16 protein-coding genes are annotated in these 12,233 nt (G+C 44.5%); 5 read left to right on the forward strand and 11 right to left on the reverse strand.

The annotated features are described in order from the left end of the window. Nucleotides 1-56: 56 nt before the first annotated feature. The 5 genes from ffh to rplS all read left to right on the forward strand — a co-directional run bounded on the left by ffh (nt 57) and on the right by rplS (nt 3,872). On the forward strand, nt 57-1,442 hold the full coding sequence (gene ffh / locus L4D05_RS00230; protein WP_428792723.1) for a signal recognition particle protein: 1,386 nt from the start codon (nt 57-59) through the stop codon (nt 1,440-1,442). A gap of 418 nt (nt 1,443-1,860) precedes the next feature. Then, nucleotides 1,861-2,109, forward strand: a complete 249-nt coding sequence (rpsP, locus tag L4D05_RS00235; protein ID WP_250615891.1) for a 30S ribosomal protein S16 — start codon at nt 1,861-1,863, stop codon at nt 2,107-2,109. A gap of 20 nt (nt 2,110-2,129) precedes the next feature. Continuing rightward, a complete protein-coding gene (gene rimM / locus L4D05_RS00240; protein ID WP_265676350.1) occupies nt 2,130-2,684 on the forward strand; it encodes a ribosome maturation factor RimM in 555 nt (184 codons plus the stop codon). A gap of 35 nt (nt 2,685-2,719) precedes the next feature. Further along, entirely contained in the window at nt 2,720-3,469 is a 750-nt protein-coding gene (gene trmD, locus L4D05_RS00245) for a tRNA (guanosine(37)-N1)-methyltransferase TrmD (RefSeq protein WP_428750285.1), read from the forward strand. A gap of 49 nt (nt 3,470-3,518) precedes the next feature. Next, nucleotides 3,519-3,872, forward strand: a complete 354-nt coding sequence (gene rplS / locus L4D05_RS00250) for a 50S ribosomal protein L19 (protein WP_006074418.1) — start codon at nt 3,519-3,521, stop codon at nt 3,870-3,872. 153 nt (nt 3,873-4,025) lie between these two features. On the opposite strand, the gene mgtE is transcribed toward rplS, so the two are convergent. The 11 genes from mgtE to L4D05_RS00305 all read right to left on the reverse strand — a co-directional run bounded on the left by mgtE (nt 4,026) and on the right by L4D05_RS00305 (nt 12,230). Then, nucleotides 4,026-5,384: a magnesium transporter gene (mgtE, locus tag L4D05_RS00255; protein WP_265676347.1), complete on the reverse strand. Its 1,359-nt coding sequence runs from the start codon at nt 5,382-5,384 to the stop codon at nt 4,026-4,028. A 114-nt stretch (nt 5,385-5,498) separates the two neighbouring features. Next, entirely contained in the window at nt 5,499-5,774 is a 276-nt protein-coding gene (locus L4D05_RS00260) for an HPr family phosphocarrier protein (protein ID WP_428750286.1), read from the reverse strand. A 9-nt stretch (nt 5,775-5,783) separates the two neighbouring features. After that, entirely contained in the window at nt 5,784-6,641 is an 858-nt protein-coding gene (rapZ, locus tag L4D05_RS00265; RefSeq protein WP_428750287.1) for an RNase adapter RapZ, read from the reverse strand. Between the two features lie 18 nt (nt 6,642-6,659). Further along, on the reverse strand, nt 6,660-7,106 hold the full coding sequence (gene ptsN, locus L4D05_RS00270) for a PTS IIA-like nitrogen regulatory protein PtsN (protein WP_428750288.1): 447 nt from the start codon (nt 7,104-7,106) through the stop codon (nt 6,660-6,662). 1 nt (nt 7,107) lies between these two features. Then, nucleotides 7,108-7,395: a ribosome hibernation promoting factor gene (hpf, locus tag L4D05_RS00275; RefSeq protein ID WP_265676343.1), complete on the reverse strand. Its 288-nt coding sequence runs from the start codon at nt 7,393-7,395 to the stop codon at nt 7,108-7,110. Between the two features lie 25 nt (nt 7,396-7,420). Then, a complete protein-coding gene (locus L4D05_RS00280; RefSeq protein WP_428750289.1) occupies nt 7,421-8,887 on the reverse strand; it encodes an RNA polymerase factor sigma-54 in 1,467 nt (488 codons plus the stop codon). 45 nt (nt 8,888-8,932) lie between these two features. After that, nucleotides 8,933-9,658, reverse strand: coding sequence for an LPS export ABC transporter ATP-binding protein (lptB, locus tag L4D05_RS00285; RefSeq protein WP_428750290.1), 726 nt, complete (start codon nt 9,656-9,658; stop codon nt 8,933-8,935). 11 nt (nt 9,659-9,669) lie between these two features. Next, nucleotides 9,670-10,164: a lipopolysaccharide transport periplasmic protein LptA gene (gene lptA / locus L4D05_RS00290; protein ID WP_428750291.1), complete on the reverse strand. Its 495-nt coding sequence runs from the start codon at nt 10,162-10,164 to the stop codon at nt 9,670-9,672. Beyond that, nucleotides 10,145-10,708 carry an LPS export ABC transporter periplasmic protein LptC gene (gene lptC, locus L4D05_RS00295; RefSeq protein ID WP_428792724.1) on the reverse strand — a complete coding sequence of 188 codons (564 nt, stop codon included), beginning with the start codon at nt 10,706-10,708 and terminating at the stop codon, nt 10,145-10,147. The genes lptA and lptC overlap by 20 nt, the downstream gene beginning before the upstream one ends. Then, nucleotides 10,705-11,262, reverse strand: coding sequence for a 3-deoxy-manno-octulosonate-8-phosphatase KdsC (gene kdsC / locus L4D05_RS00300; RefSeq protein WP_428750293.1), 558 nt, complete (start codon nt 11,260-11,262; stop codon nt 10,705-10,707). The genes lptC and kdsC overlap by 4 nt, the downstream gene beginning before the upstream one ends. Beyond that, nucleotides 11,262-12,230 (reverse strand): KpsF/GutQ family sugar-phosphate isomerase, encoded by a 969-nt coding sequence (locus L4D05_RS00305; RefSeq protein WP_428792725.1) that lies wholly within the window; start codon nt 12,228-12,230, stop codon nt 11,262-11,264. Before L4D05_RS00305 ends, kdsC begins: the two co-directional genes overlap by 1 nt. Nucleotides 12,231-12,233 lie beyond the last annotated feature (3 nt).

A 12,233-nucleotide genomic window follows, 5' to 3' on the forward strand; every position in this document is an offset into this window, starting at 1 on the left:
GCTGGCTAAGGTATACTGACCATAATTGATCGCAATTTTTAAGCGAAGAGAAAAAAATGTTTGAGAATTTAACGGATCGTCTATCCAAAACGCTGAAGAACATCAGCGGTAAAGGTCGCTTGACCGAAGATAATATTAAAGACACGTTGCGCGAAGTTCGCATGGCGCTTCTAGAAGCGGACGTGGCACTGCCTGTTATTCGTGAGTTTATCAAAGGCGTTAAAGAGCGCGCTGTTGGTGTTGAAGTATCGAAGTCACTGACACCTGGCCAAGAGTTCATTAAGATTGTTCAAGCTGAGCTTGAGTCCGTGATGGGCGAATCAAATGAAGCTTTGGATCTTGCCGCGCAGCCACCTGCCGTTATTTTGATGGCTGGTCTGCAAGGTGCCGGTAAAACGACCAGTGTTGGTAAACTTTCTAAAATGCTCCATGAGCGTGAGAAGAAGAAAGTTCTCGTGGTATCTGCGGATGTTTATCGCCCTGCTGCGATCAAACAACTCGAGACACTGGCTGGCGATGTGGGTGTTGATTTCTTTCCTTCATCGGCTGATCAAAAACCTATTGATATTGCCAATAATGCTATCGAACATGCCAAGAAGAAATTCTACGATGTTCTGATTGTCGATACGGCGGGTCGCCTAGCGGTTGACCATGAAATGATGGAAGAGATCCGCGATCTTCATGCGGCTATCGATCCAATTGAAACGCTGTTCGTTGTTGATGCGATGACAGGCCAAGATGCTGCGAATACCGCAAAGGCGTTTGGCGATATGCTGCCATTAACTGGTGTCGTACTGACTAAAGTCGATGGTGATGCGCGTGGTGGTGCAGCCTTATCGGTTCGTCATATTACGGGTAAGCCAATTAAATTCTTGGGTGTGGGTGAAAAAACTGACGCACTTGAACCATTCCATCCTGATCGTGTAGCCTCGCGTATTTTAGGTATGGGCGATGTGCTGTCGCTGATTGAAGATCTACAGCGTAATGTCGATACTGAAAAAGCCGAAAAAATGGCTAAAAAGTTCAAGGAAAAGAAAGGTTTTGACCTTGAAGACTTCCGTGAACAACTGGGCCAGATGCAAAATATGGGTGGCATGATGGGAATGATGGACAAGCTGCCTGGCATGTCCAATGTTCCGGATAATGTGAAAGATAAAGTTGATGACAAAATGTTTAAGCAGATGGAAGCTATCATCAACTCTATGACCATGAAAGAGCGTCAGCGCCCCGAGCTTATTAAAGGCTCGCGTAAAAAGCGTATTGCTGCGGGTTCTGGTACTCAAGTTCAAGATGTTAATCGTCTACTTAAGCAGTTTACACAGATGCAGAAGATGATGAAGAAAATGCAAAAAGGCGGCATGCGCGGCATGATGCGTAATATGCAAGGCATGATGGGCGGCATGGGTGGTGGCGGTGGTGGTTTTAATCCATTTGGTCGCTAATACTCTCGCTTTACGATGGGATGAACTAGCAAATACGACCTATTAATAGCGCCATCGTTTTGACTGATAAAAAGGGTTACGTGCATAGGCCGTAACCCTTTTTATCATCCCCTCGATAGTGAAGTAGTCCTCGTTTAACCATAACGACGTATCAATCGGTCTGGATGTACATGTGAGGTTGAAATTTAACCAATGAAGAGTTGTGATTTTAGTTATCAGCGAGCTTATTTTTCAAACTGTTAACTCAGTCACGTTGCTAAGCTCACGATTGTGCTGGTGAAAAAATAGCTAAATACCTTGCATTGAAACGGAATAAGAGTAAAATTCCGGGGCTTTATTTTGGCACGAGACCTCAGGTTTTTCATAAGAGAAACACTTCTGAGGTCATTTTTATTATTGAGAAAGCAAAGAGGACGATATGGTAACCATTCGTTTGGCACGTCACGGCGCGAAGAAGCGTCCATTCTATCAAATCGTAGTAGCGGATAGCCGCAATGCTGCAACTGGTCGTTTCATTGAGAAAGTAGGTTTCTTTAACCCAACTGCTCAAGGTCAAGAAGAAGGCCTACGTCTAGATCTAGAGCGCGTTAACCACTGGGTTAGCCAAGGCGCTACAGTTTCTGACCGCGTAGCTAAGCTAGTTAAAGACGCTCAAAAAGCGGCTTAATTATTAGCTCAGTAAGCAGTATGTCGATGAAAGGTAAAGACACGATGAGTAACCAAAGCGAAAGAATTGTTGTAGGTAAATTAGGTTCTACTTATGGCATTCGTGGATGGCTGAAAGTTTTTTCCTATACAGACGATCCTGAAAACCTTTTTGATTACAGCCCTTGGTATATTAACCAGAAGGGCAAATGGGTTGAGGTTAAGGTTGAAAGTTGGAAGCGCCATAACAAAGGTATGGTGTGTAAACTAGAAGGTTTAGAGGTTCGAGAAGAAGCTCACCTACTGACTAACTTTGAAATCGCAATCGACCCAGCGGTGCTGCCTGAACTGTCAGAAGATGAATTCTACTGGCGTGAATTGTTTGGAATGAAAGTGTTTACGACAAAAGGTTACGACTTAGGTGAAGTAACTGACATGTTGGAAACCGGTTCAAATGATGTTTTGGTAGTGAAAGCAAATCTTAAAGATGCTTTCGGGCAAAAGGAACGGTTGGTACCGTACCTTGAAGAGCAAGTGATCAAAAATGTTGATCGCGAAGCTCGACGGATCGAAGTTGACTGGGATCCTGGATTCTAATCCAGTAGCTGGTAACCAATAGAGCGAGAGAACAGATGTGGGTTGGCATAATTAGCCTGTTTCCAGACATGTTCCGCAGCGTTACTGACTACGGAGTAACAGGTCAAGCGGTTAAAAAAGGTTTATTGTCTATTGAGACTTGGAATCCTCGAGATTTCACTCATGACAAGCATCGCACTGTCGATGATAGACCTTACGGTGGTGGTCCAGGTATGTTGATGATGGTTCAGCCTTTGCGCGATGCCATTACAGCTGCCAAAGCTGCATCACCGGGTAAGACGAAAGTGATTTACCTGTCTCCCCAAGGTCGTAAACTCGACCAACAAGGGGTAGAGGAATTAGCGAAGAACGACAACCTAGTGTTGATATGTGGTCGCTATGAAGGGGTAGATGAGCGCATCATCCAAACTGAAGTTGACGAAGAATGGTCAATCGGAGATTTTGTGATGACGGGTGGGGAAATCCCAGCCATGACGTTGATTGATTCAGTGTCTCGGTTTGTTCCGGGAGTATTGGGTGACTTTGCGTCAGCAGAAGAAGATTCTTTTGCAAATGGTTTGTTGGATTGTCCGCATTACACGCGCCCTGACGTGCTGGATGGACTGGAAATACCGAGTGTATTAAAGTCTGGAAATCACAAAGACATTCGTCGCTGGCGACTACAACAGTCGTTGGGCCGTACTTGGCTAAGAAGACCGGAACTCCTGGAAAACCTAGCTCTGACTGACGAACAGGAACAATTACTGGCTGAATTTATCAAAGCATATCGTTTAGATGAAAAGTAAGCAGTAACCTATTTATTTTAGTATCAGTTTATTCTAGGAATTTAAGAACATGAGTAACATCATCAAGGCTCTTGAAGAAGAGCAAATGAAATCAGGCCTACCTAAATTTGCACCAGGTGACACTGTTGTAGTTCAGGTTAAAGTAAAAGAAGGTGACCGTGAGCGTCTACAGGCATACGAAGGCGTTGTAATCGCTATTCGTAACCGTGGTCTTCACTCTGCATTCACAGTTCGTAAGATCTCGAACGGTGAAGGTGTTGAGCGTACGTTCCAAACTCACTCTCCAATGGTTGATAGCATCGAAGTTAAACGCCGTGGTGCAGTACGTCGTGCCAAGTTGTACTACCTACGTGAGCGTTCTGGTAAGTCAGCTCGTATCAAAGAGAAACTTGCTAAGAAGTAATGCTATTAAACTAGCGTTCTCAAATAAAAACGGAGCCCATAGGGCTCCGTTTTTTTATGGTGTTATCTTTATTTTTGGGCTCTATGTCGAGAGATAAGGCCCTAATATGACGATAATACTAGGGGCTTACCATTGGATAGAGCGGCGAATCGATTACGTGAGGAGTACAGTCGCTAAGCCAAGGAAGACAGATAAACCGATTACATCGGTAATCGTCGTCAATGCCATGCCCCCCGCAAGCGCCGGGTCAATGTTCAGTTTCTTCAGGAAAATAGGGATGGTTACCCCAGCAATACCTGCCACGAGTAAGTTGGTAAGCATCGCGGCTGAAATAATGCCTCCTAGCATCCAGTTTCCTTTCCACGCCACGACAATGCCACCAATAATTAATGCCCAGAGTATGCCGTTTAGAAAGCCTATTGCCGCTTCTTTAAGTAATAGCTCGCGCTTGTTACTGTCACCAATGTGACCTAATGCCAGACCTCTAATGACCAAGGCGACGGTTTGGTTCCCTGCAACCCCTCCCATTGAAGGTACAATAGTCATCAGCACGGCGATAGCGGCCATTTGCTCTAAGGTGGCTTCAAACATATTAGAAACAGAAGCAGCAGCAAGTGCTGCTAGAACGTTAGCACCAAGCCACACACTTCGACGCCTTGCGGATTTAACGACAGGTGCAAACGTATCTTCATCATCGTCCATACCAGCCATACTCATCATGGAGTGCTCGGCGTCTTCTCGAATAATATCGACCACATCATCGATCGTAATACGACCAACAAGGTGATGATCACTATCCACAACCGGTGCCGATACCCAGTCTCTACGTTCAAATAAAGATGCGACATCAGAATCGCTGGTTTCCACATGGATAGCCTCGTCGGCATCATCCATAACATCAATAACTTTTACATCAGGCTGCGTTGTTAAAATAGTACTAAGGGACAAATGTCCGATAAGCATGCTCTCTTCGTCGATGACATAGAGAGCGTCAGTTGCCTCTGGTAGTTCGCCTCGCATGCGAAGGTAGCGAAGTACTACATCGACATCCACATCACCACGAATAGTAATTACGTCGGTATTCATGATACCGCCGGCGCTGTCTTCTGGATAAGAGAGGGCAGTCTCTACACGTTGCCTATCAGCCGTGTCCATTTGAGACAATACTTCGCGTGATACGTCATCGGGTAAGCTTCGTAAGACATAGGCGACATCATCGGTGTCCATGCCTTCAGTTGCTTCCGCCAGTTTTTCTGGTGCCATTTTTGACACGAGATTGTCTTTGACGTCTTCATTTAATTCATCAAGAATTTCGCCATAGTCTTCAGGGTCGGTGAGTTGCCAAAGGACGTCGCGACTTTTACGAGGGGAGGCCTCGAGAAGGTGAGCAATGTCTTCAGGTTCCATATCCTGAAGCTGTCTGCGTACGTAAACAAAGCGACCATTTTCTAGTGCTTCACTTACTTCTTGGAGCGTTTGGTGAGCTTGGTCGAATTCTATTTGCTCTGCCATGGCTACCCCTTGAACTTAACTGCTTTAATGTACTGAATATTAGCCTAATTCTACACGTTAATTAATAACAACGTATGAATGGCGATGCGAAATTTTTACTCGCTAAGAATTGGCTTACTCATCTTCATCAAAACGATGCTCAACCAGTTCACAAACCGCTTGTAGGGCTTGCTCTGCTTGTTCTCCATCAGCCTTGATAGTGATGAACTCACCTTGAGCTGACTCTAGCATCAGTAACCCCATGACACTGTCCGCCGTCGCTTCTTTTTGTTCGTGATTACAGATAGTAACGGTTGCATGAAAGCTTTGTGCAAGTTCGACGAGTTTGACGGCTGCACGAGCGTGCAACCCTAAACGATTCTGAATCAAAACGGTTCGGGATGTCGACATGAAGGGTTCCTATTGATGATATTCTAGCGAAGCATGCCGTATTTGGACCTGATGCCCGCTTTGAGCGAAGTATTCACCGATTTGTTGTGTGATATAAACTGAGCGGTGTTTTCCCCCTGTACAGCCGATAGCAACGGTTAGGTAGCTGCGGTTGTTTTTCTCTAGCATCGGCAACCATCGCTCAATGAAGTTTTGGATTTGCAACTTCAATTCAATGACTTCTGGATGTGATTCAAGAAATGACTTGATAGGCGCGTCAAGGCCAGTCAGTGGTCTTAATTCGGGTTGCCAGTGAGGGTTAGGGAGAAAGCGCACGTCAAAAACGTAGTCGGCATCGTTAGGCATTCCATATTTGAATCCGAATGATTGGAACACCATCACCAGTTCTTTCTTTTCTTTGCCTTCTAGTTCAATGCGAATAGTTTCACTAAGATCGTGAATGGAACGCTTGCTGGAATCGATTAAGTAGTCAGCTTGTTCTTTGATTGGCTTTAATAGTTTGTGCTCAAGATCGATCGCTTGCTCGAGTGAGAGCTTTTCTTTTTGCTGTGAAAGTGGGTGAATTCGTCTTGTCTCGCTGTAGCGAGTAAGAAGAACCGATTTCGTCGCATCGAGAAACAACACTTTTACGTCATGCTGCTTAGCTAACTCATCAAGCTTGATACTGAGCTGGTTGAGATTCTCTGGTAGGTTTCTGATATCGATGCTAACAGCAACATTTTGTTGAGAGTCTTGAGTACTCTCAACAAAATGGTCAAGTAAATCGACGGGTAGGTTATCCACGCAGTAATAACCAGAGTCTTCTAGTACTCTTAGAGCAACACTTTTTCCTGCTCCAGAATGCCCACTTACAACAACCAATCGCATAATTCTGACTCTGTATAATTAGTGGCTAACGATAATGTCGTAAAGCTCTTGATCACTTTGGGCTTTACGTAGTTGCTTAAGTACAACTTTATCGTTCAAGCGCTCAGCCATGCACGATAGTGTCTTAAGGTGCTCTTTACATTGAGCGTCAGGAACTAGTAATGCAAACATCAAATCAACAGGTCGATTATCTATCGAATCAAACTCAACAGGCTCTTGGCACTGCAATAAGATAGCGACAGCTTTATCGCTATCTTGCATTCGTGCGTGAGGAATCGCAATACCATTCCCAATACCAGTACTGCCGACTTTTTCGCGGTTTAGCATGCACTCAAACAATTCTGTTGAGCTTTGACCCGTTTGTTCAGCGGCAATTTCACTGATGATTTCGAGGGCGCGTTTTTTACTCGTACAAGGAACTGCACTTTTTGTGCAGTCCAGAGTCAATACTTCACTTATTTGCATGTTAGTGATTACTTATTTTTTCTTTGTGCTTATTCAATTGTCGGACAAGCTTATCAACGAGTGAGTCTATAGCGGCGTACATACTCTCGTCTTCTGCTGTCGCATGAATTTCAGCTTGATTTATGTGGAGCGTAGCTTCAGCGATCTGATTTAATTTTTCAACACGTAATATCACTTGAATGGTATTTATATGATCAAAAAAGCGTTCTAGTTTCTGAAATTTACTATTAACGTAGTCTTGCATTGACTCAGTAAGATCAACATGGTGGCCTTGGATTTGAATTTGCATAGACTTTCCTTTTTGGTTATGGGCCTTAAAGTAGGCGTTTGCGCTGACTTGAAGGGGCGATGCCTAAGGACTCTCGATATTTTGCTATGGTCCGTCTAGCAACTTGGATGCCTTGGTCAGCTAACTGAGCTGCGATTTTACTATCGCTCAATGGCTTGGCTGAATTTTCTCCAGCAACAAGCTTCTTGATAAGGGCTCGAATAGCGGTAGAGGAGCACTCACCACCATTGTCTGTCGATACGTGACTTGAAAAGAAATATTTCAGTTCAAAAATACCACGTGGTGTATGCATATACTTTTGTGTTGTAACCCTAGATATTGTTGACTCGTGCATATCAACCGCTAACGCAACGTCATTCAATACCATCGGTTTCATCGCTTCTTCACCATACTCAAAGAAGTCATGCTGATGCTCAACAATGCACTTTGCGACTTTGAGCAGAGTCTCGTTTCGACTCTCTAGGCTTTTGATTAACCATTTCGCCTCTTGAAGGTTTGAGCGAATGTATTGGCTATCCGCGCTATTCCCCATGCCTAGCTGCGCGTATTGTTGGTTGACCTTTAATCGTGGCACACTGTCTGGGTTAATTTGTACCACCCACTTACCACGGTCTTTAAAGACAGAGACATCAGGAACCACATACTCGGTTTCATCTGGTGTGATCTTACTGCCCGGGCGAGGGTCGAGTTGCTGAATAAGCTGTAGGACTTCTCGAAGCTCTGTCTCTTTTAGCTTAGTCTCTTTAATCACGAGTTTGTAATCACGATTGCCTAATTGGTCAATATGATGCGCTAAAATGAGTCTGGCTTCATGTAGCCATGGGGTGTCTTCAGGGAATGTGGCCAGTTGCAGTAAAAGGCAATCTTGTAAATTAACGGATGCAACACCTAATGGATCAAATTGCTGAATACGTTTACGGACCGCTTCTACTTCATCAAGTTCAAGATCGTTGATATCGACACTTTCGAGTAACTCTTCACACGATTGAGTGAGATAGCCTTGGCTGTCAATGGCGTCTATAACGGCTAGCGCAATTGCTCGGTCGGTGTCAGAAAATGGCGTAAGATCGAGCTGCCAAATAAGGTAGTCTTGCAGTGATTGCGTCGTTTCGCCTTGGTAGATCGGTAGGTCGTCATCTAAGCTAATACCCGTGTTGCCTGTATTGGCGCTGTAGACATCATCCCAAGTGGTATCTATTTCTAGATCATTGGTTATCTCAGAAGACTCGATGAGCTCCGAGCTATCTTTAGGCTCTGGCTCGCTTGTCGCCTCAAGACTGGAGTCCTCTTTTTTTTCTAGGCTGTTCTTTTCTTCATTAGCGCTTGTCTCTTCTACTGACTCTTCAACATCAAGTAGCGGGTTCGAGTCCAAAGCTTCTTGAATTTCTTGTTGAAGGTCGAGTGTAGACAGTTGCAATAAGCGAATGGCTTGCTGCAACTGTGGTGTCATTGCTAACTGTTGACCTAGCTTGAGTTGTAATGAGGGTTTCATGCAGTCTTGTTGGCCTATTAATAAATGTTCTACCTGACTATTAAATCATAGTCGGAATTGTTCTCCGAGATAAACCTGTTTTACATGTTCATTATTGAGAACATCTTCCGGTGTTCCTTCGGCGATCAAGTGTCCTTGGCTGACGATGTAGGCTTTTTCACAGACATCCAGTGTTTCACGAACGTTATGGTCTGTGATTAATACACCTAGACCTCGGTCTCTTAAATGCTCGATGATTTTTTTAATATCAATAACCGAGATTGGATCAACCCCAGCAAAAGGTTCATCGAGTAAGATAAACTGTGGGTTCGCGGCCAATGCTCGGGCTATTTCTACTCGGCGACGCTCGCCACCAGACAATGCCATACCGGCACTTTTGCGAATATGCTGAATACTAAACTCTTCAAGTAGGTCTTCTAAGCGATCTTGACGCTCTTCTTGCGTTAACTCATTTCGAGTTTCCAGTACTGCCAATATGTTGTGTTCAACACTGAGTTTTCTGAAAATAGACGCTTCTTGCGGCAGATAGCCTATACCCATTTTTGCGCGGCTGTGCATCGGCAAAATGCTGATGTCTTCGTCATCAATGGTGATAGAACCTTCATCGCGCGCAACAAGTCCGACAATCATATAGAAAGACGTCGTCTTACCTGCACCGTTAGGGCCGAGTAAGCCGACAATCTGGCCCGATTCTACGGAGAGACTCACGTCAGAAACGACCTTTCGATTTTTATAGCTTTTTGCTAAGTGAGTTGCTTTAAGTAGCGCCATAATCGAAATATTTACTCTTGAGCTTGTTGAGGTTGAAGAACGGTCGATACCCGTTCATTTGAGTTACCGTCGGCAATCAGTTTTTGCGACGAAATTCTATAACGAATCTTGGTGCCGCGAATGATGCTGCCATCTTGAGATAACATGGCTTGGTTCGTCATCGTCAATTGATCATTTTGTAGGGAGTAATGTAACGTCTTTGCTTCGCCATATAAGGTTTTACCGTCGTCAGTCAATTGTGAGAACGTCGCTAAGTTACCAAATCCTTCAATGACTTGAAGGGCTCCAGTTTTTGCTTCTCTGGTGACGATGATTTTGTCAGCGTTAATATTAATGCTGCCTTGCTTTAGTTTTACATCGCCGACGAACGTAACTTGATTGCTTTTCATATCAAGTTGCTGACTGTCAGAGTCGATATACACGGGTTGCTCCGTATCCGTAGAGAGTGCGTATGCCGCTACTGGTAATATCAGGCAAAGCCCAAGGCTAAGGTGTGAGAGTTTCATATTTACTATTCACTTTTTTATAAAGCTCTGCGAGGTTGTCTGCGAAGTTTCCTTTCATCGCATCCCCACGCGTTTCAAACTGTGGGCCTAACATAAGAACGTTAGTATCTGCCCAAAAATCACGATTGTCTAACTGAATGCTCATCTGGTCTGTCGATAAAGTATCGAAACCGGAGTCATCAAGCAAATTTCTAGCAATGACGTCGTCATAGAGCGTTAAGACATCTTGTTTATCTAGAATGGCTGTTGCTGCCGATATTTCCCACTCTTGAGTGGTGCCTTGTGCATAGATCTTGAGTACTGGGCGGTCAAATACCGTGTCGCCTTTTTTCGAAAAATGTTCAAGATAGACGGAGCTAATGCTGTAGCTGCGCACACCATTATCAGAGTAAGAGGTGTTAAGCAGATCTTTACCACTGAAGGCTGGAAGTTCAATATTCGGTGCAACTTGAATAACGCCAGTATCCTCTTTGGTATAGAGGTAATACGCGCAACCAAGCGATATGATGAATAAAAGGGTATAAAGAGTACGAGATAGACTCATATACTCAAACCTTTATGAAGTTCTAGCTGTCCTTTGGATTCTAAAATAATATCGCAAACCTCTCGAACTGCGCCGCGTCCCCCTGGTATTGAAGTGACGTAGTCTGCTTTTCTTGCCAATAATGGGTGCCCATCAGCCACGCAAACACTAAAGCCAATTTGTTCCATAACCGGCCAATCAATGAGGTCGTCACCGATATAGGCGGTTTGGTTGGCGGCTATATTGAGTTTATTACAGATATCTTGGTACGCAATAACCTTGTCATCTTGGCCCTGATAAATCAAAGAAATACCTAAAGCTTTCATTCGGTTCTCAACAATTTGTGACGTTCGGCCAGTAATGATCGCCACTTCAATGCCCGCATTCATTAGCGCTTTGACGCCATATCCATCGCGAGTATGGAAGGTTTTTAGTTCTTCGCCATCATTACCCATATAGACAAGGCCATCAGAAAAGACCCCATCTACGTCACAAATAAGCAGTTGGATTTGTGCTGCTTGCTCAACAACCGTGGTTTTTATCGGCCCATAAAGTGTTTCTGTCATTTGAGTCATTACATCACACCTGCTTTGAGTAAGTCGTGCATGTTGAGCGCCCCAACAACCTGGTTGTCTTCTAGTAAAATTAGGCCATTGATATTTTTAGATTGCATTAGATTCAGCCCTTCTGCCGCAAGCATGTTTGGCGTTGCTGTGGTTGGGTTGAGTGTCATAACCTCACCAATACTCGTGGTATGAATATCAATGCGTTTATCTAAAATACGGCGCAAATCGCCATCGGTGAAAATACCCAGTAGCTCGCGAGACTTATTGACCACGGCGGTCATACCTAGCCCTTTTTCGGTAATTCTTAGCAGGGCATCGCGGATGAGTGTTTCTGGGGTAACAAAGGGCAATGCCTCTCCAGAGTGCATGATGTCACTTAGTTTTAGCAATAGCTTACGACCAAGCGCACCACCAGGGTGAGAGAGTGCGAAATCTTCTTCACTAAACCCTCTCGCTTCAAGCAGGGCGATAGCTAAGGCGTCTCCCATGACAAGAGTGGCGGTAGAGCTTGATGTAGGTGCTAGACCTAGTGGGCATGCTTCTTTTGGTACTGTGATTTGTAAGTGATGATCGGAGAGCTTAGCCATTGTCGAGGTTGGCTTGCCTGTCATGCTTACCGTCGTGATCCCTAGGCGTTTGAAGACAGGGAAAAGACTGATGATTTCATGGGACTCACCTGAATTAGAAATCGCGATAACGAGGTCTTGAGCTTCAATCATACCTAAGTCACCATGCGCAGCTTCGCCTGGGTGTACGAAAAAGGCGGATGTCCCAGTACTAGCAAAGGTCGCAGCCATCTTTTTTCCAATATGGCCAGACTTACCCATCCCCATGACAATCACTTTGCCTTGATGGTTCAAAATGCTATGACAAACCGCTGCAAAATTAGCATCGATATAATGCTCAAGGTTCTGTAGTGCCAAGATTTCAGTATCCAATACGCGCTTTGCTGAACCGATATAATCAAATGAAGACATAAT

The organism is Vibrio nomapromontoriensis, from assembly GCF_050337205.1.
Lineage (GTDB): Bacteria > Pseudomonadota > Gammaproteobacteria > Enterobacterales > Vibrionaceae > Vibrio > Vibrio nomapromontoriensis.